The organism is Serratia sp. CY76391 (assembly GCF_052166695.1).
Lineage (GTDB): Bacteria > Pseudomonadota > Gammaproteobacteria > Enterobacterales > Enterobacteriaceae > Serratia > Serratia nematodiphila.
Genome location: NZ_JBJNOJ010000005.1, coordinates 91826 through 116812 on the forward strand (window position 1 = coordinate 91826; position 24987 = coordinate 116812).

Below are 24987 nucleotides of genomic sequence, written 5' to 3' on the forward strand. Positions count from 1 at the left end.
CATGAGTGCCATTGAAGTTAAGCAATTGACCAAGCAGTTCAAAGGTCAGACGGTGCTGCATGGGATCGATCTGGCGGTGGACGCCGGTGAAGTGGTGGCGATCATCGGCCCGAGCGGCTCAGGGAAAACCACCTTGTTGCGCTGCATCAACCTGCTGGAGGAGCCGGATTCCGGCACCATTCGCGTCGGCGATATCCTGATCGACGGCAGCAAGCCGTTGAGCAAACAGAAAAATCAGGTGCGTGCGCTGCGCCAGCAGGTCGGTTTCGTGTTCCAGAACTTCAACCTGTTTCCGCACCGTTCGGTGCTCGAAAACATCATCGAAGGGCCGGTTATCGTTAAAGGCGAGGCGAAAGCCAGCGCCGAACAGCGCGCTCGCGCGTTGCTGGCCAAGGTGGGGCTGAGCGGCAAAGAGGCGGCTTATCCGCGTCGGCTGTCCGGCGGGCAGCAGCAGCGGGTGGCGATCGCGCGCGCGCTGGCGATGCAGCCGGAGGTGATTTTGTTCGACGAGCCGACGTCGGCGCTCGATCCCGAGCTGGTGGGAGAAGTGCTCAATACCATGCGTTCACTGGCGGAAGAGAAACGTACCATGGTGATCGTCACCCATGAAATGAGCTTCGCTCGCGACGTGGCCGATCGGGTTATCTTTATGGATCACGGCCGCATCGTCGAACAGGGCCCGGCCAAAGCGCTGTTCGCCAATCCGCAGCATCAGCGCACCCAGCAATTCCTCGACAAGTTCCGGAATCAATAAGGCGTCGGGGGCGTTTCCCCCGACTGCATTCACTCCGCTTTCAACAATTCATTGCGCGCGGCGGCAGCGAGAAATCCGCTGCGGCTGCCGTATCCCGGATGTTGCCGAACCAGAGAGTCAATGCGACTTAACAGGCGATGGGGCAACGTGATGTTAATCCGTTCGGCTCGGCCGTCAAATTTATCCATATTGATAGCGACCAATAGCCATTGTCCTCCCTCGAAGGATCCCGCACCTTTGGCAAGATGGGCTGCGACGGCATGCGGGCGCGGTAGCGGTTGATTGTCTTCGCTCAACAACTCAAAGTGCGCATCCAGTGCGCTTTGGGCATCGGCAAAAGCGTCGTCCAGGCTGGTGCCGGCGAAGTAGCAGCCAGGGACGTCGGGAAAGAAACCGCTGGCGCTGCCGTTTGATTCTGTATGGATATAAGCGGGATAAAACATGGTCTCTCCTGTTAACGCGTGGCGATGTGAAGCGCACTTAACCCCGCGTCTTTAAGTATCTGCCGCAGCGTGCCCAGCTTGAGATCTTTCTTTGGGTGCGGCACGGTGATGATCAGCGCAAAATCGGGATGTTTGAATTGATGGTGGCTGCCTTTTACCCGCCGCAATACCCAACCGTGGCTTTCCAGCAGCGCAATCAGTTCTGAACTCTTCACGATGTTATTGTCATTAATCTACACACCATACACACTCTCAGGCAAGAAGATTAATACGCTAACGGCTGATCGGCTGCGGACAATAAAAAACCCTGCACAAGTGCAGGGTTTGCGTAGCGGTGAGCAAATCAGGCGGCAATGTATTGCCGCCTTGAGGATGCATTAACCGATGGTCATCAGGCTGGCGTTACCGCCGGCGGCGGCGGTGTTGACGCTCAGCGAACGTTCGATCAGCAGGCGTTCCAACAAAATGTTGGTTTCACCGTGAGCGAAGCCCTGCACCGAGACGATGGCGCCGCCGCGCTGCGCGATCTGCTCGCACAGGGTGCGCAGCTGGTCGGCATCGCCGTGGTAGATGGCGGCGTCGAACTCGACCTTGTCCTGCTGCCAGTCTTTGCTGAAGGCGATGCGCGCCTGCACATCGTTCGGCAAGCGGCGGAACAGATTGCGCTGCAGTTCCGCTTCCGGCCACAGCGCACAGCTGCCAACCGCCAGCACGGCGGCCAGCTGGATCAGCACGTCGGCTTCGTTATCCGCCAGGCACAGCACGCGTTCACGCGGCAGCAGGGCATAGGTATTGCGCTCGCCGGTCGGGCCCGGCAGCGGACGTACGGTGCCGCCCTGGCCCAGTTCCGCATAGCGTTGCGCCAATGCCGCCAGTTCGCCGTGCTGGCTGGTGACCGCCCATTTCTCCAGCGATTGCAGCGCACCCAACAGCTGCGGCCGCGCGGTGGCTTCCATCGGGCGCTCTTCGTCCTGGCGGTGCAGCGTACGTTGCAGCGCGTCCTCCGGACGGTTGGCCAGCAGACGGTACAGGTACAGCGGGCCGCCGGCTTTCGGGCCGGTGCCCGACAGGCCTTCGCCGCCGAACGGCTGCACGCCGACCACTGCGCCGACCATGTTGCGGTTGACGTACAGGTTGCCGACCTTGGCGCGTTCGGTCACCCGGGCGATGGTTTCATCAATGCGGGTGTGGATGCCCAGCGTCAGGCCATAACCGGCGGCGTTGATCTGATCGACCAGCGCGTCCAGATTGTTGCGCTGGAAGCGAACCACGTGCAGCACCGGGCCGAAGATCTCTTTTTGCAGCTCGTCGAAGCTGTCAAGTTCGATCAGCGTCGGCTTGATGAAGGTGCCGCGCGCCCACTCTTTTTCATCCTGCGCGCTGCTTTTGGCGGCCTGGTACACCTTGCGGCCTTTGGCGCGCATCGCCTGGATGTGGCGCTCGATGCCGGTTTTGGCTTCGGCGTCGATCACCGGGCCCACGTCGGTAGACAGGCGCTCCGGGTTGCCCATGCGGCATTCGGCCATCGCGCCGCGCAGCATTTGCAGCGTGTGCTCGGCCACGTCTTCCTGAATGCACAGGATACGCAGCGCGGAGCAGCGCTGGCCGGCGCTGTCGAAGGCGGAGGCTACCACGTCGGTCACCACCTGCTCGGTCAGAGCGGAAGAGTCGACGATCATGGCGTTCAGGCCGCCGGTTTCGGCGATCAGCGGCGTCGGACGGCCTTGCGGATCGAGACGACCGGCGATGCTGCGCTGCAGAATGCCGGCGACGTCGGTGGAGCCGGTGAACATCACGCCGCGGACGCGGGCGTCGTTGACCAGCGTCGAGCCGACGGTTTCACCCTGGCCCGGCAGCAGCTGCAGCACGCCTTGCGGAATGCCGGCTTCCAGCAGGATGCGCACCGCCTGCGCGGCCACCAGCGGCGTTTGCTCGGCCGGTTTGGCCAGCACGCTGTTGCCCGCCGCCAGCGCGGCGGCGATTTGGCCGGTGAAGATCGCCAGCGGGAAGTTCCACGGGCTGATGCAAACCACCGGGCCCAGCGGGCGGTGGCTGTCGTTGGCGAAGTCGTCGCGCACCTGGCCGGCGTAGTAGTGCAGGAAGTCGACCGCTTCACGCACTTCGGCGATGGCGTTGTTGAAGGTTTTACCCGCTTCGCGCACCAGAATGCCCAGCAGGCTTTGCAGCTGGCTTTCCATCAGTTCGGCGGCGCGTTCGAGGATCGCGGCGCGTTCCGTTGGCGGCGTAGCGAACCAAATTGGGCCGGCGGCCGCGGCGGCGTCGAGCGCGCGGCTGACTTCGCCTTCGGTGGCTTCACGCACGTAGCCGACCACATCGCCCGGCTCGGCCGGGTTGATCACCGGCTGCTCCACGCCCTGATCCAATTCGGCATCGATGATAGGTTCCGCGCGCCACGGATGGCTGGCGCTGGTGAGCAGGGCGCTGGAGAGCGAGGCCAGACGCTGTTCGTTGGACAGATCCAGACCGCTGGAGTTAACGCGTTTCTCGCCGTACAGCTCGCGCGGCAGCGGGATGCGCGGATGCGGCAGGCCAATTTGACCTTCGCTGGCCGCCAGCGTTTCCACGGCGCTGACCGGATCGGCCACCAGCTCGTCGAGCGGCAGGGTGGCGTCGGCGATGCGGTTGACGAACGAGGTGTTGGCGCCGTTTTCCAGCAGGCGACGCACCAGGTAAGCCAGCAGGGTTTCATGGGTGCCGACCGGCGCGTAGATGCGGCAAGGGCGGTTCAGTTTGCCGTCGGCCACTTTACCCACCACCTGCTCGTACAGCGGCTCACCCATGCCGTGCAGGCACTGGAATTCATACTGGCCAGGGTAGTAGTTGTTGCCGGCCAGGTGATAGATGGCGCTCAGCGTATGGGCGTTGTGGGTCGCGAACTGCGGATAGATCAGGTTCGGCACCGACAGCAGCTTGCGGGCGCAGGCCAGGTAGGAAACGTCGGTGTACACCTTGCGGGTGTAAACCGGGTAGCCTTCCAGGCCGTCCATCTGGGCGCGTTTGATTTCGCTGTCCCAGTAGGCGCCTTTCACCAGACGGATCATCAGGCGGCGGCGGCTGCGTTGCGCCATGTCGATCACCGCGTCGATGGCGAACGGACAGCGTTTCTGATAGGCCTGGATCACGAAGCCGATGCCGTTCCAGCCGGCCAACTGCGGCTCGAAGCACAGTTTCTCCAGCAGATCGAGCGAGATCTCCAGGCGGTCGGCTTCTTCGGCGTCGATATTGATGCCGATATCGTACTGGCGTGCCTGCAGGGTCAGCGACAGCAGGCGCGGGTAAAGCTCTTCCATGACGCGTTCGTACTGCGCGCGGCTGTAGCGCGGATGCAGGGCGGACAGCTTGATGGAGATGCCGGGGCCTTCATAGATGCCGCGGCCGTTGGAGGCTTTGCCGATGGCGTGGATAGCCTGCTGATAGGAAACCAGGTAGGCCTGGGCGTCGGCTTCGGTCAGGGCGGCTTCGCCCAGCATGTCGTAGGAGTAGCGGAAGCCTTTTTCTTCCAGCTTGCGCGCGTTGGCCAGCGCTTCGGCGATGGTTTCGCCGGTCACGAACTGTTCGCCCATCAGGCGCATCGCCATGTCCACGCCTTTGCGGATCAGCGGTTCGCCGCTCTTGCTGATAATGCGGTTCAGCGAGCGGGACAGATTGGCTTCGTTATGCGTGGACACCAGCTTGCCGGTAAACAGCAGGCCCCAGGTCGCGGCGTTGACGAACAGCGACGGGCTGCGCCCCAGGTGCGAATGCCAGTTGCCGTTGCTGATCTTGTCGCGGATCAGGGCGTCGCGGGTCGGTTTGTCCGGAATGCGCAGCAGCGCTTCCGCCAGGCACATCAGCGCCACGCCCTCCTGCGAGGAGAGGGAGAACTCTTGCAGCAGGCCTTGCACCATGCCGGCGCGGCCGTTTGCACTTTTTTGGTTACGCAGCTTCTCGGCGATGCCATAGGCCATTTTGTGAGTGGCCTGTGCAAGATCGGCGGGTAATCGCGCCTGTTCGAGCAACATCGGCACCGCTTCGGTCTCCGGGCGGCGATAGGCGGCGGTGATAGCGGCGCGGGTCACCGACTGCGGCAGAATTTGTTCGGCGAAATCGAGGAATGGCTGGTGTGACTCTTCCTGCGCTTGCGGCATAATGTCGTCCGCTTCAGGCTGGCCCGCTGCGGCCAGCGCTGGAATTTCAGGGATATCGGTACCGCTCTCGAGGCGCTCGAGGTAATTAAAGATGGCCTGCTTGATGAGCCAGTGCGGCGTGCGATCGATGCGCTGCGCGGCGCTCTTGATCCGGTCGCGTGTTGCCTCGTCGAGTTTCACGCCCATTGTGGTAGTGCCCATGCCTGTCCAACTCCTGTGTTTAGAACCTATCCCATCAGGCTAGACAAACAGCAGGCCGGAAAGCCTGTTGGGATAGGTTCGTGAGATGTGTGGGTTAAGAATGCAGACAATATCCTGCATGTTGCAACTTTGTGCAACCTTGTTAAATCAGGCTGATGAGCGAAGTGTGAGTTTCATCGATTTTTTAACACGGGCAGTTGGCATGAATGTTGCGTTATTGAGCGAATGCGGCGGGGTTTATTACGCCGCAGGCGCTTTACCCTGCGGTATATAAGGGTAATGACAAGGTGCAACTCATTTTGCTTGTCGTGAGTGCAACCTTTGGGCCCGGTAAATGTGACGCAGGGTAAACTTTGTGTAACTTTGTTGTTAAATATCTTGTTGGTTGATGAAAGGCTCATCTAGGATAACCGACGGTCAACAATTACGGGCAGAAACTATTTTACCTGCACTCGCTCGCAGGCTGCGCCACGTTCCGGCGCGGCGGCCAGTGAAATGCATTGCGCGTGGGTTTACCGGCGCCGGCTTGGCCGGAGCGAAACGCGAATAATAATGAAAGTGGAGAATTAAATGACAATGAGCACACCTATGCTGGTGACCTTCCTGGTGTACATTTTCGGGATGGTGCTGATCGGCCTGCTTGCCTACCGGGCAACCAATAACTTTGATGACTATATTCTCGGCGGCCGCAGTTTGGGCAGCGTGGTGACCGCGCTGTCCGCCGGCGCTTCCGACATGAGTGGCTGGTTGCTGATGGGCCTGCCGGGCGCCATCTTCCTCTCCGGCATCTCTGAAAGCTGGATCGCCATCGGCCTGACCATCGGCGCTTACCTGAACTGGAAGCTGGTGGCAGGAAGGCTGCGCGTGCATACCGAAGCCAACAATAACGCCCTGACGCTGCCGGACTATTTCACCAGCCGTTTTGAAGACAACAGCAAGCTGCTGCGGGTGATCTCGGCCATCGTCATTCTGGTGTTCTTCACCATTTACTGCGCCTCCGGCATCGTGGCCGGCGCGCGCCTGTTCGAAAGCACCTTCGGCATGAGCTACGAAACCGCCCTGTGGGCCGGCGCCGCGGCGACCATCCTGTATACCTTTATCGGCGGTTTCCTGGCGGTGAGCTGGACCGACACCGTACAGGCCAGCCTGATGATTTTCGCGCTGATCCTGACGCCGGTGATCGTGATCTTCGCCGTCGGCGGCATCGATACCTCGATGCTGGTGATCCAGGCGAAGAACCCGGCCAACCTCGACATGCTGAAAGGGCTGAACTTCGTCGCCATCCTGTCGCTGCTGGGGTGGGGCCTGGGCTACTTCGGCCAGCCGCACATCCTGGCGCGTTTCATGGCAGCGGATTCTCACCGCACCATCCGCAGCGCGCGCCGCATCAGCATGACCTGGATGATCCTGTGCCTGGCCGGGACCATCGCCGTCGGTTTCTTCGGTATCGCTTACTTCGCCAATAACCCGGATCAGGCCGGTAACGTGTCGCAGAACGGCGAACGCGTGTTCATCGAACTGGCGATGCTGCTGTTCAACCCATGGGTGGCGGGCGTGCTGCTGTCGGCGATTCTGGCGGCGGTCATGAGCACCCTGAGCTGCCAGCTGCTGGTGTGCTCCAGCGCGATCACCGAAGACCTGTACAAGGCGTTCCTGCGCAAGGGCGCCAGCCAGCGTGAGCTGGTGTGGGTCGGCCGCGTGATGGTGCTGGTAGTGGCGTTGATCGCCATCGCCTTGGCGGCCAACCCGGAGAACCGCGTGCTGGGCCTGGTGAGTTATGCCTGGGCCGGTTTCGGTGCCGCCTTCGGCCCGGTTGTGCTGATCTCGGTAATGTGGTCGCGCATGACCCGCAACGGCGCGCTGGCCGGCATGCTGGTCGGTGCGGTGACGGTGATCGTCTGGAAACAGTACGAATGGCTGGGCCTGTACGAAATCATCCCTGGCTTCATCCTGGGTTGCCTGGCCATTGTGGTGGTGAGCCTGATGGGCCGCCAGCCATCCTCAACCATGACCGAACGTTTCGATCAGGCGGAAGCCGAATACAAAACGGTATAACGCCGTTTGATGTCAGTCGGCAAGGGGCGCGCAGAGCGCCCCTTCTTTTTGCCTGTTTGCCCGTCATTCGGCTGTAACACCTGGCGACATTTGATTAGAAAAAATCACGCTTGTGCCTCTTGTATTTCTTTTTGCCAGAATGATAATCACTCTCGTTGTATTTTACGTTTCTTTACATACTCGCCGCGGCTCATTTCGAGCCGGTTTTCTCTGCCGCCGCGGTCTTTTCAGGGGTGATTAGTTATGTTCGTTCCCTTTCTTATCATGTTCCGTGAGGGGCTGGAGGCCGCGCTGATCGTCAGCCTGATCGCCAGCTACCTGAAGCGCACGCAGCGCAGCCAATGGCTGGGCGCGGTGTGGATCGGCGTGATTGTCGCCGCGGCGCTGTGTCTGGCGCTCGGCATCTTCATCAATGAGACCACCGGCGAGTTCCCGCAGAAACAGCAAGAGATGTTCGAGGGCATCGTGGCGGCGGTGGCGGTGCTGATCCTCACCTATATGGTGTTCTGGATGCGTAAGGTGTCCAAATCGGTCAAGGTGCATCTGGAAGGGGCTATCGATCAGGCGCTCAGCGCCGGTAAAGGGCAGGGGTGGGCGCTGGTGGCGATGGTGTTCTTCGCCGTGGCGCGCGAAGGGCTGGAGTCGGTGTTCTTCCTGCTGGCGGCGTTCCAGCAAGACGTGGGCGCCGCGGCGCCGATCGGCGCGGTGCTCGGCCTGGTGGCTGCCATCGTGCTGGGCATGATGATTTACTGGGGCGGGGTGAAGCTGCACCTGGCCAAATTCTTCAAATGGACCAGCCTGTTCATTCTGTTCGTCGCCGCCGGCCTGGCCGCCGGGGCGATCCGCGCCTTCCACGAAGCCGGTCTGTGGAACCACTTCCAGGACATCGCCTTCGATTTCAGCAACACCCTGTCGACCCATTCGCTGTTCGGCACCCTGCTGGAAGGCATTCTCGGTTACCAGGAAGCACCGACGGTCAGCGAAGTGGCGGTCTACTTCCTGTATCTGATCCCGGCGCTGATTTTCTTTTTCCTGCCGCAGCGCGCGGAGCCGGCAGCGGCCCCGGCGCAACGTAAAATCAATCATTAATGTTTAATAGGGAATCTCGTATGTCTACTCCGTTATTTCGCCGCAAGGTGTTGCACGCAGCATTACTGGCTATCCCGGCGTTTGCGCTGAGCATCGACGCCTTGGCGGCGGACGTGCCGCAGGTCAAGGTCACGGTCAACGACAAGCAGTGCGAACCGATGCAACTGACGGTCCCGGCCGGCAAGACGCAGTTTGTGGTGCACAACACCAGCCAGAAAAACGTCGAATGGGAAATCCTGAAAGGGGTGATGGTGGTAGAAGAGCGCGAGAACATCGCGCCGGGCTTTACCCAGAAAATGACCGCCACGCTGGAAGCGGGCGAATATGACATGACCTGCGGGCTGCTGAGCAATCCGAAAGGCAAACTGACTGTCACCGCCGCGGCCAACGGCGCCACCGACGGCAAGCCGAACGCGCTGGACCTGGTCGGCCCGATTGCCGAATACAAGGTTTACGTCACCAAAGAAGTCGATGGGTTGGTGAAACAGACCAAGCTGTTTACCGACGCGGTGAAGGCCGGCAACGTGGAGCAGGCGCGCAAGCTGTATGCGCCGACCCGCCAGCACTATGAGCGCATTGAGCCGATCGCCGAGCTGTTCTCCGATCTGGACGGCAGCATCGACGCCCGTGAAGACGACTACGAGAAGAAAGCGGCGGACCCGAACTTCACCGGCTTCCACCGTCTGGAGAAGGCGCTATTTGCCGACAACTCCACCAAAGACATGGGCCAATATGCCGATCGTCTGTATCACGACACCGTTGAGCTGCAAAAACGCGTGAGTGAACTGACCTTCCCGCCGAGCAAGGTGGTGGGCGGCGCAGCCGGGCTGATCGAAGAGGTGGCGGCCAGCAAGATCAGCGGTGAAGAAGACCGTTACAGCCGCACCGATTTGTGGGACTTCCAGGCCAACGTCGACGGCGCGCAAAAGATAGTCAATCTGCTGCGCCCGCTGCTGGTTAAGGCCAATAAGCCGCTGCTGGACAAAATCGACGCCAACTTCAAAACCGTGGACACCATTTTGGCGAAGTACCAAACCAAAGAGGGTTATGAGTCCTATGAGAAGCTGACCGATGCCGATCGCAATGCGTTGAAAGGGCCGATCACCACGCTGGCGGAAGATCTTTCCCAGCTGCGCGGCGTATTGGGTCTGGACTGAGGCATACGGTTATGAGCAACAAGGCAGGCCCGAATAACGGGCCGCATCCGCAATCGCAGGGGGCGGCATCGCCTTCGCGCCGCCGTTTGCTGCAAGGGCTGGGGCTGGGCGCGCTGGCGCTGGGCGGCAGCCGCCTGGCGCAGGCGGCGGGTAACGCGGCGGAGCCGTTGGCGACGCCGCAGGATGAGCGCTGGCAGAAACAGCCGTTTTATGGCCGCCATCAGGCTGGGGTGCTGACGCCGCAACAGGCGGCGATGATGCTGGTGGCGTTCGATGTGCTGGCGACCGACAAAGCGGGGCTGGAGCGCCTGTTCCGGCTGTTGACCGAGCGCATCGCCTTCCTGACTCACGGCGGCAAGGCGCCGGAGGTGGACGCCAAACTGCCGCCGCTCGATTCCGGCATCATGGGGCCGGAGATTTACCCGGACAACCTGACCATCACCGTCTCGGTCGGCGCATCGCTGTTCGATGAACGCTTTGGTCTGCAGGCGCAAAAACCGCTGCGGTTGCAGAAAATGACCCGCTTCCCCAACGATGCGTTGGACGCCGCGCTTTGCCACGGCGACCTGCTGCTGCAGATCTGCGCCAACACCAACGAAACGGTGATTCACGCGCTGCGCGACATCATTAAGCATTCGCCGGATCTGCTCAGCGTGCGCTGGAAGCGGGAGGGGTTCATCTCTGCGCACGCGGCGCGCAGCAAAGGCAAAGAGACGCCGATCAATCTGTTGGGTTTCAAAGACGGCACTGCGAACCCGAAAACCGACGACAAACCGCTGATGGATAAGGTGGTGTGGGTCGGCGACAACGTCGGTGAGCCGGCGTGGACGGCGGGCGGCAGCTATCAGGCGGCGCGCATTATTCGTTTTCGCGTCGAGTTTTGGGATCGCACGCCGCTGCAGGAGCAGGAAACCATCTTCGGCCGCGAGAAGCACAGCGGGGCGCCGCTGGGCATGAAGCGTGAACATGACGAGCCGGACTACGCGAACGATCCCGACGGCAAGGTGATCCCGATGGATGCGCACATCCGGCTGGCTAATCCTCGCACGCCGGAAAGCCAAAGCAACCTGATGCTGCGGCGCGGCTACAGCTATTCCCTAGGCGTCTCCAATGCCGGCCAGCTGGAAATGGGGCTGCTGTTCGTCTGCTATCAGGCCGATCTGGAGAAAGGCTTCCTGACGGTGCAAAAAAGGCTGAACGGCGAAGCGCTGGAGGAATACATCAAGCCGATTGGCGGCGGGTATTTCTTCGTATTGCCGGGCGTGAAAGAGGGCGGCGATTATCTGGCCAGCGGCCTGCTCAAGGCCTGAAGCCGGAATAACGAGGCGGGATCTTCCGCCTCGTTTTACGTTTCTCTTACCCGCTGCAGGGGGGCAGTTAACGATGAAACGCAATTCAATGCTTTGCCAGCAGATAAAAAAACACCCATCTCTGCTGCTTTTGATTGCGCAAAATTTAATCGGGAAACCAAAGTGTCATTCGCGGATTTTAATTGTAATTAATTGATATTTATTGATTATAATTTTCTATGGAATGATGTCTTGGGCGTGATATAGTGTTTTTGTGTTAACTGAAAACAAAGGACATTAAATTTTTTTACATTTTAGTAACGCTGTGGGATTGAATGTCATTATACTGTAATCATCTGGCGGTAGTTTTCACACGGTGCACAGCTTGAAGCTGTAAATATCACTGCGGGGATCGCTAATGGTAAAGTCCTTGGTTGGGCTGGAAAGAAAAAATAACACATCTCCCCTGATTTCTCGTTGTAACGAGGGTTCTCTCTCCGACTCTCTTTTACCGGCAACTCCGCCCCCTTATCGCTACCGAATCTCATCACTTTTTACTCCACGTTTATTGATGCAGTCCGCGTTGTCCCGTGAAGACACGGCGCTTAAGCGTTGCCGTCGATTCACTTTGTCCCTTGGCTCTTATTGGCTCGGAGGAGGCCAAAACCTAATACGTGTGTGAAACATAATCGCGCGGCCTGGCCGTTGCGGTAGGTGAAACAAACTGTAAGGTGCCACTATGGGTAGACAGAAAGCAGTGATCAAAGCACGTCGTGAAGCGAAACGCGTTATTCGTCGTGACGCTCGTAGTCATCGCCAGCTGGAAGAAGAGTCTGTGACCTCGCTGGTGCAAATGGGGGGAGTCGAGTCTATCGGCATGGCGCGAGACAAGCGCGATAGCTCACCCATCGAGGCTAGAACCGAAGCTCAGGGTCATTACTTATCAGCCATAGAGAATAAGCAGCTGATCTTCGCCACCGGCGAAGCCGGCTGTGGCAAAACATTTATCAGCGCCGCCAAGGCGGCGGAGGCGCTGATCCATAAAGAGGTGGATCGGATTATCGTTACCCGTCCTGTTTTGCAGGCGGATGAGGACCTCGGTTTCTTACCGGGGGATATCGCCGAGAAATTCGCGCCTTATTTCCGCCCGGTGTATGACATTCTGGTGCGCCGTTTAGGATCTTCCTTTATGCAGTACTGCCTGCGCCCGGAAATCGGCAAGGTAGAGATTGCGCCGTTCGCTTATATGCGCGGGCGCACCTTCGAAAATGCGGTCGTTATCCTGGATGAAGCCCAGAACGTGACCGCCAGCCAGATGAAAATGTTCCTGACCCGCCTGGGGGAAAACGTGACGGTTATCGTTAACGGCGACGTGACCCAGTGCGACCTGCCACGCGGCGTAAAATCCGGCCTCAGCGATGCCCTGGAGCGCTTCGAAGAGGACGAGATGATCGGCGTTATCCGCTTTGAAAAACAGGACTGCGTACGCTCCGCTCTGTGCCAGCGCACGCTCAACGCTTACAGTTAACCTACCCGCTAATGGAAAGGCCGCTTCGGCGGCCTTTTTCTTGCCTTGAATATCAGTACGGTCTATATAAAACAGATGGTTAAGTTGCACTAGAGACAACTATAACCCTCAGGAAACTATCTATGCGTGGACGCGATGTGGACGCTAAACATGGATTTTGCCTCCTAGCGGATTATAGGAAATTGCATCCTGTAGAAAATCAGGTGCAAAGTGAGCGTAGCTCATTGTCTGTTCAATTCGAGCATGGCCAAGTATCCGTTGGAGCGTGATGATATTGCCCCCGTTCATCATGAAATGAGTTGCGAATGTATGGCGTAACGAATGGGATGCTTGCCCATGGGGTAGGTTAGGTTTGGTCGCCTTAAGGATATCTCTGAAACTGCTGTAGGAGGCTTGAGGAAACAAGAGCCCAGACTTATGGGATACGATCTCGTCGGAGACTTCCTGAGAAATGGGGACGCTGCGCCGTTTACCGTTTTTCGTTTGCACAAAGGTCACGCGGTTGTGAATGACATGCTCAGCTTTGAGTTTCATGGCCTCACCCCAACGTGCGCCAGTACTAAGACACAAAATGGCCACCCGGCGGTTATCACCATCTAACGCCAGTAGCAATGCGCTTATCTCATCACGGTCAAGATAAGTCATTTCCGTATTGGCTTCTTTGAGCTTGCCGCTGCCACGAATCGGATGCTCACCACAGTAAAGCCCCGAGTCGACAAGGTCGGTAAACATCCCACTTATCGCGGTCATTTCGCGATTAATGCTGGATGCTTTGATGCCTTCGGCTAGCCGCGCCGATCGATAAGCTGTAATACGAGATTTATCAATCTGAAATGCGGCTGGGTTGTCCATCATTCGCGTAATGCGCTCCAGTTTTCTTAGGTAGGACTGCCCGTGGTCATTGTTCTTGCCATGGTACTTCCACCACAATTTAACCAGCTCAGATAATGACCTTTTATCCGTAGGTTTTGAGAGCCATTCTTTGTCGTGATAGCTGACGGTTATGTACTTCTCAAAAGCTTGTGCTTCATGTTTCCTATCAAATTTCCGACGGATGCGCTTTCCGTTGCGCCCGTTCGGCCTAATGTCCACTTCATATCGACCATCTTCGAGCTTCTTAATCGCCATCGCGAAGCCCTCCAAGGAAGATTTTACTTTCAGGTATGTAGCAAGCCCTTACCCCAAAAGTGTTAAATAAATAACTTAGGTGAATGCTTAACCAATCTTTTGGCCTGAGTGCTGTGAGGTTGTTACATCTTGCCCAAAGTGTGCGAGTGCCGGTGCTATTTGCCCGGATTCTGGTGCTATCTGGTCAGTAAAAAACCAAAGTGCGTATTTCTGAAAACGTGGATGGCTAAATATTTTCATCGTTATGTCTGTTGGTGGTGTTGAGCGCCCGCTTTCGTAGTAGGTAAGCGAGCTATAAGGAACCTCTGTAATTTCAGCAAATTGCTTTCGATTGATCCTCTCGGACTCCCTGACTAGAGCCAGCTTTTCGCCTATCATGCTTGACATGTTTTCAACATCCTCTAATATCTAGAACAAATAAAACATCTTTCAGTAATCATCTAACCAACTGTAAGCCTTCAGAAGCTACTATAGACAATTGGTTAGATCTCGATAGGAGATTAGCAGATGAGCAAACAAATCGTAAGTTTGTCGGACGCATTGCCATATCAGGAATTTGCCAAAGTTATTGGAAAAACCCCTGATGCAGTGAGGGGGATGATCGATAAAGGCAAGTTACCAACGATTGAGATGAGGAATCCGGAGACTCCTACAGCACGCGCGGAGCAATGGGTTTATCTCCCCGCATGGAATGCAGGTCTGAAACTGGCCTATGAGTGTCGCCCGAAAGAAATTCGTGATGGGTGGCTTCTGTGGCTAGGACTCGGTGAGCCATTGTCTTGATTTCAGCAAAACAGGGGGTAAGAGCATGCAACAACCTATCTCCATTGCTCCGCTGCTGTGGAACCACCAGACGGCGTACAAGATCGACATCACCATCACCCACGGTAAGGGGCGGAAAGGTATCATCATCCGTACCCGCCCAGCCAGCCGCTGGATCTCCTCTATCAAATCAGCAATGCGGGGTTTTTCAAAATGACAGCTATCACCGCTGGTATTGTTCGCAACCAGCCCGCCGGGCTGCGTGCTTTGGTTGGGGAGCGCCTCGCTGCCCCTCGCTGGAGAAGCACCTGCGATTTTTATAATCAGATGATGGAGCGTGAGCGATTGACCATTTGTTTCCATGCGCAGTTAAAACAGCGGCATGCTGTTATGCGATTAGAGGAAATGAATGACAGCGAGCGCGAGCGTCTTGTGTGCGCCATTGATGAACTTCGCAGCGCTTTCGCTACTTATCGTAAGCACGGTATCAGTAAATCTGGATTCATTGGCCGATTAACCATAAGCCAACGCCGCACTTTATTCCTGCATGCCGGGCTAACTGAGGTCGAGTTTAATCAGCCGTACTGGCGTATTGATGATGAGTCTTGTAAATGGCGCGAGGAGCTATTCAGGGCGCTGCGTGAGCTGTTTAATTTATTCGAATATGCACCGACCATATTAACGTCGGTTAAACCTGAAGCGTATTTTCATTAATTAACTCGCTTTAAATTTAAAGGCGCTTGATTGCGTCGGGCATCCTTTTATCTGGAGTTCTCTATGCACATGTATAAAACCGTTGGCCAAGAAATGAGAAATAAGGCTGATGCGGATTTGCATAACTTCATGCTGAACAGCGCTCGTACGGAAGCAAAGGCAGATGCGGCCGTTAGTTTCTCCTCCCACCTTGACCGTTTGGCGACTCATGCGGCGGTTAATCATCTCTCATGTGTGGAGATCATCGAGCTGTTGCGTCAGGAGTCGGAGAAGTTTGACCATGAAGGACGGGCGCACAAGCAGGAGTTGAAGCATGGTTGAGCGGGAGTATGTGGAAATTAATAACGTATTCGCCATCGTGAAAATGGAAGAGGGCGATTTTATTCTGGCCGAAGTAAAAATAGATAAAGAGACAAAAGAAAAATATTACCCGACCCGAGCTATCTACTCGAATGAGTTAAAGCTGGTTGCTGACCTTATTAATCTGTCGGTAAAGCGCGGTGTTTTTCTTAAAACCATTACCAGTCTTAGCGAGCTGATGAAAGAGTCACATCGCATCGCAGAATTAGCTCAACAGGTACTCAATCAACTGAACAGTGAATCGGAGCAATAACGATGCCGGATTTAATGGACTTGGTGCAGCAGCGCCAGCAGGAAACTCTCGCCGCACAAGTTAATGCTGCGCGCATCAAGGGCGGGGTGTCAGCGTCAATTTGTGAAGAGTGTGACCAAGCTATCCCCGCAGCACGCCGTGCAGCCTTTGCCGGTGTGACCCGTTGCGTGGCATGCCAGACCATCCACGAACAACAAACCAAGCATTTCAGGGGGTAATCATGCTGCGTATTCCTGTCGGTAAGGATTGGGTTATCACCAGTGACGTCCATCAGTTCATTTTGAACAAAAAGAAGCTTGTTAAAACCGGTGACAAGGCGGGAGAGGAGTGGCTCGACGCAGTTGGTTATTACCCGACTGTCTCTCAGTTGGTTTCCGGGTTAGTGCATTACCACGTCCGTGACTCAACCGTTACCAGTATCGCAGGTTTGGCCGCAGAGATTGGCCGCATTGGCGAGCTGTGCCAAGACGCGTTTTCCGCGATAAATAAAGAGGATAAATGACTGTATCAGCCCGGGGGCGCATAGCCCCCTCACTACCACCGCCATTTGCAGCAACTTCCGGCGAGCCCTTCGTCGGCGTTCATTCATGGAACGCACCAAAATCCGCTATTGGGAAAGAAAGACCGCTTACCCGTGAGCAATACGCTCAGGGGCAAGCTGTTTTGCGTAAAATTCACGCCTTACCGCATTTCCTCAGCAGTATCTTTCTTGGGCGTCATTCTTTCTTGCTGAAAGAGCAGGGGCTGCACGCTGCTAATAAGTGGCTTGTGCTCCAGTTTGAGCGCCGCATCTGGCCGCGCATTGAAATTGTTAATGAGAAAAATACGATGAACCTTAACGCCTCGCCATGCTTTATGGCTGAGGTGGATAATTATGCGCGTCTGCCGGGCATGGAAGATAAGGAGTTGCGGCGTTTTGCTGACCGTATCGCTGGGCAGTTGCTGCAAAATTATGACCGCTATTGTGAGGAGTTTCTCGCCGCCAATGACGGGGATAATTCTTTACTGCTGAGTAACGGCGTGCAGGCTGTGTTTTATGGGCGCATCGCCCGCATGGCGCGAGCCTTTAATATCACGCCAATGCACTGGAGAAAATACTGCAAAGGTAAGCTGGACGCGTCTTCGGCTGTTGCCAGCTTGTCACGGTTGGCTAACGCGGAGTGGTGGGAACGTCAGTTGAAAGCGCAGCGCACACGCTGGCGTGAGGCGCTACTGATTGCCGCCGGTGAAGTAAACCTAAAGAAATACCCATACGCGAGCAAGCAGGCGATTAGGGATGTGCAGGCCCGGCGGCTCGCCAATATGGATTATCTGAAAGGGTGCGATCTGGAGAATGTTGCCACCGGTGAACGTTTCGACCTGATTGATAAGGTCATGGCGAGCATTTCTAACCCGGAAATCCGCCGCATGGAGCTGATGAGCACCATCGCAGGGATAGAAAAGTATGCTGCCAGCGAGAGGCATGTCGGCATGTTTATCACTATCACCACCCCGTCTAAATATCACCCGACGCGCGTTGTTGGCAAAGAAGGGGCTGAAAAAATCCAGTTTAACCACAATTGGGATGCAGAGGCTTTTTCACCGAAAGACGGCCAACGTTATCTGGTGCGCATCTGGAGCAAAATGCGCACCGCGTTTAAAGACAACGGCCTGAGCGTTTACGGTATGCGTGTCGTTGAACCTCACCATGACGGTACGCCGCACTGGCATATGATGCTGTTCTGCGAGCGTAAACAACGTCAGGACGTCATCGACATCATGCGTCGCTATGCATTGAAAGAAGACGGTGATGAGCGCGGTGCAGCAAAGAACCGATTTGAAGCCAAGCACATGAATAAGGGCGGCGCGGCGGGGTATATCGCTAAATACATCGCTAAAAATATCGATGGTTATGCGCTTGACGGCCAGATTGACCACGACACCGGTAAACCGTTACGCGATATGGCTGCTGCGGTGACCTCATGGGCGTCAACATGGCGCATCCCTCAGTTTAAGGCTAACGGAATCCCTACTATGGGCGCTTATCGTGAATGCCGGGCCGCCTGCCTCCGCCACATCAGCCTTGCTGAATCTTTTGACGAGCGTGTAGAGGCTGTACGCGCGGCTGCCAGTGCTGGAAATTTTGCCGCCTATATGGCTGGGCAGGGGGGCGCAAATGTCCCGCGCGACGTGCAGACCGTTCGAGTTGCGCGCAAGGTGGCCGATGAGCTGAACGCTTATGACGAAGAGGTGCAAAAGGTTGTCGGCATTTTTGCGCCGCACCTTGGCGCGGGTCATATCCACGAAACCCGGACAACAGAATGGCGTATTGTCCGCAAGGCCGTTGACCTTGACGTTGATCCTTTGACTTTAAAAAGCGCCTCTGGCGCGCCTCGGAGTCCTGTCAATAACTGTGGGGAGGTTCAGCGAGAACCTGAGCCAGATATGCAGGTAGCAACGCCTGAGTATGTCACGGCGGTGATGAATTTGATTGAGAGCGGGGATGTTAGCTGGGATGACGTAGACGTCGCCAAGACGCTTAGAGACGCGATAAGGGGGCAGTCACCGAAGGATAATCACCAAGAAATCGCCCATAATCGGAAAAAATCTCGAAATGATGCGCCGTCGGCGCGGCTGACTCCGGCAGAACGGGCAAGGATTCCGCAAATTCGGTTCGAGCTTGCGCAACAGGGGATTGCTGTTGAGTGTTGGGAGCTGAATGTGTTGGCTAGGGGGGCAGCGATAATATTTGGAAAGCAAAAATTTTTATATCCAATTTTGAACTCATGGAGTGGATGGCCGGTTTGACGGTACAACATTGGTATCTAGCTGGAGTTCATACATAGACCCTGATATACTGGTTTTAAAACCAGTGGTTGGTTTCTTTGGATTATTACTTGTTGTTTTTTATGATAAAAAATGGAATGTCAAAAAGCTCGAGTTTTCAAGTATGTTTCGTTATAATGTTTGCCATATTGAAGTATGGAGAGAGAAATGACAGCCAAAGTAGTTGATCTTTTTTGCGGTGCCGGTGGTTTAACTCATGGCTTGGAGTTGGCTGGTCTAGATGTGGTCGCTGGTATTGATTTAGAGAAAGATTGTCAGTATGCCTATGAAAGTAATAATAAATCTCGCTTTATAAACAAAGATGTATCCTTTGTTACAAGAGAAGAGATTGCAAAACTTTTTGGCAATGCAAGCTACAAAGTTCTGGCTGGTTGCGCTCCTTGCCAACCTTTCTCAAAGTACACGCAAGGCCTTTCAAAAGAGAATGATAAAAAATGGCCTTTGCTCTATGAGTTTAAAAGGTTAATCAGCGAGTCGGAGCCGGAAATTGTTACTATGGAAAATGTTCCTGATGTAACAAAACACAAGGTTTACAGTGATTTTCATGATGCTTTGATTGCCATGGGATATCATGTATGGGCTAGTAAAGTTGAATGTGTCGATTACGGTATTCCGCAAAGCCGGACAAGGCATGTATTGTTAGCGTCAAAACTAGGGGAGCTGTCGCTAATAGCTAAAACGGTTACTCAACCAATCACGGTCAGGGAGTCGATTGGCCATCTTCAGGCTATAAATGCTGGAGAGGTAGCGCATGATGATCCAATACATCGTGCAAGTAAGCTTAGCGCCATAAACAAACAACGTATTATTCACTCTAAACAAGGGGGAAGTTGGCGTGACTGGCCAGAGGAGTTAATTGCTGCTTGTCATAATAAGCTTTCTGGGAAAGGTTACGCTAGCGTTTATGGTCGTATGTCATGGGATAAGCCGAGCCCAACTATCACCACTCTTTGCTATGGTTTTGGCAATGGTCGCTTTGGCCACCCAGAACAGGATCGGGCCATATCGCTTAGGGAAGCGGCATTACTCCAAACTTTCCCAATTACATATTCATTCTCTAAGCCAGATGAACAAGTTAAAATGAAAAATGTTGGAAGAATGATTGGTAATGCCGTACCTGTTAACCTAGGGAAAGCTATAGGGTTATCGATTTTGGAACATCTGAAGCTACATCAAGCAGTTGCTCTCAAATAAGCCTTCGTATCTAAGTACTCTTGTATGTTTTCAAGGATGCGGTTTAAATATTGATGAACCTCATCCTTCATTTCCTTGAGGGTGTCAATGGATGTCTCCCTTCCTTTGTTTCTAAATGAATCAGAACCATGAGCTAAATCATTTCTTGCTTTTTTTATCGGCAATAAATTGTACCCATTTCTGGTTGCTTCACTATCAGTGTCTGAGGAAAAACCATATCGCTCGGCAACTTCCCTTATTTTCTTTGCATCAACATTCCCAGAGAAAAGAGGGTTTTTATTTGCGTCGATTAGTTTCTTGTGCGCGTCAAGCCAAGTTTTTAAAATTGTTTTTGCTATGTCACCTTGTGAGAAATCTATTTCACTCTGTATCGATTTTATGTTTTTAAATGCAAGCTTTGTTAGGTTTTCGTTAATTGTGTCAACGCAGAGGTTGGCGTCGGAAGTAAAAACTGTATGAATGTCTTCGATTGCATTGGATATTGTTGCTTCAATCAAATTGTAGAGGATAATGAAAGCGTTAGCCTTTAAAATATGGGTCATCTCCTTATCTATAGGCATTATCGTTGGATTATCTTCCGGGGTTTCCTTGAAAACTAAGTTGGGCTTTTTATTAATAAGAAGATCGATGAATTCAAAATATTCATTGATATCCTGCATTCTTTCTGAAAAAAGTACTTTACTTGTCATGTTTACCATTCAAATAGCCTCACTCAGCATCTGCTTCTTCTGAATCATCATCATCATCAGTAGCTTCATTGACTGGTTCGCGACCAAGTAACTTATCTCTAACGTACTCAATTCTTGCTTTGACTTTAGGTTTGGAGTTACTTGCGTCTGATCTGGTGTGAGTAATAAACTCTTTGGAGTTTAACCATTCTTGTATATTTTCAGGTACAAGCTGAGGGTTTTCTCGTAGTGCTAATGTTGTTCCTACAGCTAATGCCTCAAACCTAATTCTAGGAACAGTGGTAGCACTTTTTGTTTTTCTGAATCCATGAGGGAAATGGGTGTTAATGAAATTACACATCTGGTGGAATTCACTGGCTAAAGCAGTGCTGTCATCACCATTATATTCTTTATTTTTTCTTATTAAGTAAGTGGTTAGGAATTCGTCAACGCTTTTCCTAAACTCAAGATATTCTTCAATATATGCAAAGTAGCGCAGTGCGAGCTCGGGATATTCTGAGCGACGTTTTCGGGCGTCACCAAGTGGGCAAATGCTTTGGAAGGTTTGATCTTCAGAAATACCGTTAACAAAGGCTAGGAATGGCCCGTCATTACTACCCTGTCTTTGCTCCATTGTTGTGAGCTTTTTACCGCCAGTATTTAGACGATCAAAAATTTCCCTTCGGGTTTCTTCATCACAATGCTCTGTTAACTCAATCATTCGAATTGTTTTTCTATCAAATCTTAGCTTTCTTGGTACGCTAAAATCAGAATATTTGAATCCGTTTGCTGAGGTTAGTTTATTTAATCCTTCCAATTCGAACATGTCAGTTTTAAATTGGTGTAGTGTCCTGATTCTTTGACTTCCATCAACTATTTCTAATCGTCCTTCATTGTCGCCTGAGCCAATGTCTGCAACAAAGATGTATGGGATTGGAAGGTTTAGAAGCAATGACTCAATAAACCTTGATTTCTGTTTGTTATTCCAGACAAACTCCCGTTGATAATCTGGGATAAATAATTCCGCTGAATCTTCTTCAATACCGTTTTGGAATTTGTCAACTATTACACTGATAGGGAACTCCCTTATTTCATGATCGGTAATTTTCTGCATTTCAACGATCATTTCATCTAAGCGGTTTTTTTCATCTATATTCTTGGGTTGATGTTCTGCCCTTCTTCGTGCCATAGCTTCCTCTCATATTGGTTTGCATGTGATTGCATTAAAATGCATGTAAAACAGAGCATTAAATTATACCACCCCTGCCCAATGTGGCAAGGTCATACACTACGAATGCAACTGCATTAAAACCGGCCCATGAAGCGGGCAGGCGTGGCGGGGATAGCATTGCGCGCAGGCATGTATTTAATTATCAGAATTGACGGCGTCAGCGCGTCGTGATGGCGTTGCGGGTCTTTGATTTGATTCGCGGGTACGTGCGGTGGCGCGTGCCGTGGTGGGCGTCTGAGGGCGTTTGCGGATGGGTATGAAAAGGCCGCCAATCTGGCGGCCGGTTTATCATTCGTCGTCGTTGTCGAGGCTGTACTTTTTAAACCGGATGACCTCGACGCCGACCCAGTCATTCACTTCTTTGATGCGCTGCTGGAGCGGTGTCAGCTCATTGCGGACAAACACCTTTGCGGCCTTTTCCACGTCACCTACTGACCCGACGTTCTCCGGCTTGCCGCCCATCAGCTGGTAGGGGATGCGGTGGGCGTCCAGCAGGTCGGCGGCGCTGACCTTTTTGATGTTGAAGAAATCATCCTTTGTCGCTACCTCGCTGAGCGGCACAATCTTGATACCGTCGGGCTTCCCGTTCGGTGCGTAGAAGAACAGGTTTTTAAAGTTCCCCATGCCTTTAGAGTCGCTCATGGCTTCGCGCAACGCCTCAACATCGGTATTGTTCTGCGCGGCGTCGGTCACATACATGATGTAGCCCGCGTGCGCGCCGTTCTGGTAATACTTGCGGCGGAACAGCGTGGCGGACTCGTTCAGCCACGCGGAGTTGAGCGCCGACAGATATTCCGGCATCCCATACAGCTCTTGATTGATATCCGGCTCCAGCAGGTGAAAAACGCTGTCGGGCGCGAACGGATGCGGCTCAGCGAACGATTGCACGAACCAGTAAACGCTCGGGTCAACGCCGCGCCGGGTGTATTTGGCCGGGGAGGTCTCCAGCTTCAACAGCTTGCCGGTCACGCTGAAGCGCTTTTCTAAAAAGGCGTTGCCGAACACCAGATAATCCAGCACAAACCGGCTGAAATCCTGCTGTGATAGCAGCGGGTGCGGGATGTAGGTGCTCGCCAAAATATTGCGTTTCACGTAGATGGGCGAGCTGTGGTGAACAGCGGCGCGCAGGCTTTTTGCCAGCCCGGAAAAGCTGATGGGCGGCTCAATCCATTTACCATTACCGACACATTCCGTGTAATCCAGAATGTCGCGGCGATCCAAAACGGCCGACGGCTCACCAAAGGTGAACGCCTGCATTTTCTGGTCCGGCTCGGTGGCGGCCAGATTTCCTTTTGCCTTGCGGCGATTGCGTTTGCTCATCGGTTGAAGTCCAGAATGGATTTAGACGGTTGGCCGTTGGCGGCGGTCAGCGGTTCATTCAGCAGGGCGTGCATGGTGGCCCACGCGACATCGGCGTGACTGGCTTCTTCGCTGCGGCTCGCTTCGTAGGTCATGCCCCTGCCGCTGGCGGTCATGGTTTTGCGGATGGCCATAAACGATTTGGTGATGTCGGTATACGCGGTGTCGTATTCGAGCCTGCCGCTGCCGATGGTATCTTTCGCCTTCAGTACCATGGCGGTCTTCACCTCGGCGCTGTAGCGGATTTCGCGGGCGGCCGGGTAGAACGCGCGCACCAGTTGGAAAACGCCTTGCCCGATGCCGGTGGCGTCGATACCGATGTATTCCACGTTGTATTTTTCGGTCAGCCTGCGGATGGATTCGGCCTGCGTGGCGAAATCCATGCCTTTCCACTGGTGGCGCTCCAGTATGCGGAATTTGCCGCCGGTGACCATCGGCGGGGCCAGCACCACGCAACCGGCGCTGTCGCCGGAGTGCGCCGGGTCATAGCCGACCCACACCGGCCGGTCACCGAAAGGTCGGCCTGCATAGGGGTTAACGTCCGTCCACTCGACCAGACTGTCGACCATGCAGCCCTGCAACTCTTCAAAGGGAAATACTGACGCGCTGTCGTCGACAAATTCGCACATGAACAGGTTGCGGAAGTCCTCGGCGCTGTTCTCCCGCTTCAGCACGTCGAGGTCAAACAGGTTACAGCCGCCGCGCAGGGCGTCCTCAATGGTGACGATTTGCCGCCACTGGCCGTCATCGCACAGCTTCCCGGCCGCTAATGCGCTGTGGCTGATATCGATCTCGACGTGTTCGCTGGCGCTTTTGCGGCCCTTGTTAAACAACTCGCCGGACCAGAAAGGAAACGCGCCATGCCCCAGCGTTGACGGGGTAGAAAAGTAGGTCGACCGGAGGTGCTTTTGCGAGGCCATGCCGGAAGCGACTTTGCGCAGTTTCTGGAAGTTGGGGATCCAGAAAATCTCATCGACCAGCAGGTCGCCGTTATGGCTTTGCGCGGTGTTGGAGTTGGTGCCGAGAAAAATCAGCTTCGCGCCGTTGTTGCCGAGCACAATCGGGTCGCCGGTCAGCTCAACGTCAACCCGCCGGGCAAACTGAATGATGTACTCGCGGAAGACATACGCCTGCGTTTTGCTCGCGGAAAGAAAAATCTGGTTGTGGCCGGTTTTCAGCGCGTGCAGCAGTGACTCGCGGGAAAAATAAAACGTGGCCCCAATCTGGCGCGATTTGAGGATGTCGCGAATACGGTGCTCAAGCCCGGCCTTGTGCCAGCCGAGTTGATATTCGAAAGACTCGTCATAAAAAATCTCCTCCAGCTTCGCAATAGCTTCCTCGCTGAAATAGTTCTTTGTCGGCTTTTTACGCTCGCCTTTGTTGCGGTTGGCGACGTTGGGATTGAGGTCGGCTTCGTTGCCGGAGTTCATGTAACGGCTGACGCGCGCGAGGCGCTCAATCTGGCGGCCCAGCAGGTCAATTTCTTTGTAGTCGCTGCCCTCTTTTTTTGTCTTGAGAACGAGCTGCACCATTCGCGCTTCAATGCTGGATTCGACGCGGGAAATCGGCGCGATATCGTCCCATTTTTCCCGTTGCTTCCAGCTCTGCACCGTGGGCGCTTTTTGCTTCAGCATTTCGGCGATTTGCTTCACGGAGAAGCCTTGCCAGTACAGCAAGGCGGCCTGCCTGCGTGGGTCGCTGAGTAAGGATGTATCTGTCTGGATTTGCATGGTATGCCCTCATTTGCATGACGAGGGCAAGGCTACGCAAGCCACGCCGGGCGTGCGCTAAGGTGCTGTTGTCTGAGGGATAGTCCGTCGGCAGTCGC

General features: G+C 54.6%; 24 protein-coding genes. 15 read left to right on the forward strand and 9 right to left on the reverse strand.

Annotated features, from left to right (window positions below):
* The first annotated feature begins 1 nt into the window (after position 1).
* On the forward strand, positions 2–754 hold the full coding sequence (gene tcyN / locus ACJ8PN_RS09755; protein ID WP_015378232.1) for an L-cystine ABC transporter ATP-binding protein TcyN: 753 nt from the start codon (positions 2–4) through the stop codon (positions 752–754).
* Positions 755–783: 29 nt separating this feature from the next.
* Here tcyN and ACJ8PN_RS09760 read toward each other — a convergent pair whose 3' ends face one another.
* The 3 genes from ACJ8PN_RS09760 to putA form a co-directional block, all read right to left on the reverse strand.
* Positions 784–1197 carry a type II toxin-antitoxin system HicB family antitoxin gene (locus tag ACJ8PN_RS09760; protein ID WP_004934737.1) on the reverse strand — a complete coding sequence of 138 codons (414 nt, stop codon included), beginning with the start codon at positions 1195–1197 and terminating at the stop codon, positions 784–786.
* A gap of 11 nt (positions 1198–1208) precedes the next feature.
* On the reverse strand, positions 1209–1412 hold the full coding sequence (locus ACJ8PN_RS09765) for a type II toxin-antitoxin system HicA family toxin (protein WP_015378230.1): 204 nt from the start codon (positions 1410–1412) through the stop codon (positions 1209–1211).
* A gap of 162 nt (positions 1413–1574) precedes the next feature.
* Positions 1575–5546: a trifunctional transcriptional regulator/proline dehydrogenase/L-glutamate gamma-semialdehyde dehydrogenase gene (gene putA, locus ACJ8PN_RS09770; protein WP_351106148.1), complete on the reverse strand. Its 3972-nt coding sequence runs from the start codon at positions 5544–5546 to the stop codon at positions 1575–1577.
* Positions 5547–6116: 570 nt separating this feature from the next.
* On the opposite strand from putA, the gene putP reads away from it, so the two are divergent.
* From putP to phoH, 5 genes are all read left to right on the forward strand, one after another.
* On the forward strand, positions 6117–7601 hold the full coding sequence (gene putP, locus ACJ8PN_RS09775) for a sodium/proline symporter PutP (RefSeq protein ID WP_015378228.1): 1485 nt from the start codon (positions 6117–6119) through the stop codon (positions 7599–7601).
* Between the two features lie 243 nt (positions 7602–7844).
* Positions 7845–8690 (forward strand): iron uptake transporter permease EfeU, encoded by an 846-nt coding sequence (efeU, locus tag ACJ8PN_RS09780; RefSeq protein ID WP_171454233.1) that lies wholly within the window; start codon positions 7845–7847, stop codon positions 8688–8690.
* A gap of 20 nt (positions 8691–8710) precedes the next feature.
* The gene (gene efeO / locus ACJ8PN_RS09785; RefSeq protein ID WP_351106144.1) at positions 8711–9847 is read left to right on the forward strand and encodes an iron uptake system protein EfeO; all 1137 of its coding nucleotides are present in this window, start codon (positions 8711–8713) and stop codon (positions 9845–9847) included.
* A gap of 11 nt (positions 9848–9858) precedes the next feature.
* A complete protein-coding gene (gene efeB, locus ACJ8PN_RS09790) occupies positions 9859–11157 on the forward strand; it encodes an iron uptake transporter deferrochelatase/peroxidase subunit (RefSeq protein WP_076740734.1) in 1299 nt (432 codons plus the stop codon).
* Positions 11158–11875: 718 nt separating this feature from the next.
* Positions 11876–12664 carry a phosphate starvation-inducible protein PhoH gene (gene phoH / locus ACJ8PN_RS09795; RefSeq protein ID WP_004934726.1) on the forward strand — a complete coding sequence of 263 codons (789 nt, stop codon included), beginning with the start codon at positions 11876–11878 and terminating at the stop codon, positions 12662–12664.
* A 144-nt stretch (positions 12665–12808) separates the two neighbouring features.
* Here phoH and ACJ8PN_RS09800 read toward each other — a convergent pair whose 3' ends face one another.
* Positions 12809–13792, reverse strand: coding sequence for a phage integrase (locus ACJ8PN_RS09800; RefSeq protein WP_342183205.1), 984 nt, complete (start codon positions 13790–13792; stop codon positions 12809–12811).
* A gap of 87 nt (positions 13793–13879) precedes the next feature.
* Positions 13880–14179, reverse strand: a complete 300-nt coding sequence (locus tag ACJ8PN_RS09805) for a helix-turn-helix transcriptional regulator (protein ID WP_072070386.1) — start codon at positions 14177–14179, stop codon at positions 13880–13882.
* 120 nt (positions 14180–14299) lie between these two features.
* Between ACJ8PN_RS09805 and ACJ8PN_RS09810 the strand changes: the two genes are divergently transcribed.
* The 9 genes from ACJ8PN_RS09810 to ACJ8PN_RS09850 all read left to right on the forward strand — a co-directional run bounded on the left by ACJ8PN_RS09810 (position 14300) and on the right by ACJ8PN_RS09850 (position 19901).
* Entirely contained in the window at positions 14300–14575 is a 276-nt protein-coding gene (locus tag ACJ8PN_RS09810) for a Cox family DNA-binding protein (RefSeq protein WP_021504073.1), read from the forward strand.
* Positions 14576–14600: 25 nt separating this feature from the next.
* A complete protein-coding gene (locus ACJ8PN_RS09815; protein ID WP_170311433.1) occupies positions 14601–14771 on the forward strand; it encodes a hypothetical protein in 171 nt (56 codons plus the stop codon).
* Positions 14768–15268, forward strand: a complete 501-nt coding sequence (locus tag ACJ8PN_RS09820) for a hypothetical protein (RefSeq protein ID WP_037421654.1) — start codon at positions 14768–14770, stop codon at positions 15266–15268. Before ACJ8PN_RS09815 ends, ACJ8PN_RS09820 begins: the two co-directional genes overlap by 4 nt.
* A 63-nt stretch (positions 15269–15331) precedes the next feature.
* Positions 15332–15589 (forward strand): DUF2732 family protein, encoded by a 258-nt coding sequence (locus ACJ8PN_RS09825; protein WP_049295844.1) that lies wholly within the window; start codon positions 15332–15334, stop codon positions 15587–15589.
* The gene (locus ACJ8PN_RS09830; RefSeq protein ID WP_021504069.1) at positions 15582–15881 is read left to right on the forward strand and encodes a DUF5405 family protein; all 300 of its coding nucleotides are present in this window, start codon (positions 15582–15584) and stop codon (positions 15879–15881) included. The genes ACJ8PN_RS09825 and ACJ8PN_RS09830 overlap by 8 nt, the downstream gene beginning before the upstream one ends.
* 2 nt (positions 15882–15883) lie before the next feature.
* Positions 15884–16099 carry a TraR/DksA C4-type zinc finger protein gene (locus ACJ8PN_RS09835; RefSeq protein WP_049295843.1) on the forward strand — a complete coding sequence of 72 codons (216 nt, stop codon included), beginning with the start codon at positions 15884–15886 and terminating at the stop codon, positions 16097–16099.
* Positions 16100–16101: 2 nt separating this feature from the next.
* Complete coding sequence (locus tag ACJ8PN_RS09840; RefSeq protein WP_405053313.1) at positions 16102–16383, forward strand: DUF5405 family protein; 282 nt, start codon at positions 16102–16104, stop codon at positions 16381–16383.
* Positions 16380–18668: a replication endonuclease gene (locus tag ACJ8PN_RS09845; RefSeq protein ID WP_442534855.1), complete on the forward strand. Its 2289-nt coding sequence runs from the start codon at positions 16380–16382 to the stop codon at positions 18666–18668. The genes ACJ8PN_RS09840 and ACJ8PN_RS09845 overlap by 4 nt, the downstream gene beginning before the upstream one ends.
* Positions 18669–18854: 186 nt before the next feature.
* The gene (locus ACJ8PN_RS09850; protein ID WP_442534856.1) at positions 18855–19901 is read left to right on the forward strand and encodes a DNA cytosine methyltransferase; all 1047 of its coding nucleotides are present in this window, start codon (positions 18855–18857) and stop codon (positions 19899–19901) included.
* Here the strand turns inward: ACJ8PN_RS09850 and ACJ8PN_RS09855 are convergent.
* The 4 genes from ACJ8PN_RS09855 to ACJ8PN_RS09870 all read right to left on the reverse strand — a co-directional run bounded on the left by ACJ8PN_RS09855 (position 19880) and on the right by ACJ8PN_RS09870 (position 24889).
* Positions 19880–20590, reverse strand: a complete 711-nt coding sequence (locus ACJ8PN_RS09855) for an MAE_28990/MAE_18760 family HEPN-like nuclease (RefSeq protein ID WP_442534857.1) — start codon at positions 20588–20590, stop codon at positions 19880–19882. The genes ACJ8PN_RS09850 and ACJ8PN_RS09855 overlap by 22 nt on opposite strands.
* 19 nt (positions 20591–20609) lie before the next feature.
* Complete coding sequence (locus tag ACJ8PN_RS09860) at positions 20610–21758, reverse strand: DUF262 domain-containing protein (RefSeq protein WP_442534858.1); 1149 nt, start codon at positions 21756–21758, stop codon at positions 20610–20612.
* 330 nt (positions 21759–22088) lie between these two features.
* Positions 22089–23120, reverse strand: a complete 1032-nt coding sequence (locus ACJ8PN_RS09865) for a phage portal protein (RefSeq protein WP_049198385.1) — start codon at positions 23118–23120, stop codon at positions 22089–22091.
* Positions 23117–24889, reverse strand: a complete 1773-nt coding sequence (locus ACJ8PN_RS09870; RefSeq protein WP_442534859.1) for a terminase ATPase subunit family protein — start codon at positions 24887–24889, stop codon at positions 23117–23119. The genes ACJ8PN_RS09865 and ACJ8PN_RS09870 overlap by 4 nt, the downstream gene beginning before the upstream one ends.
* Positions 24890–24987: the final 98 nt, after the last annotated feature.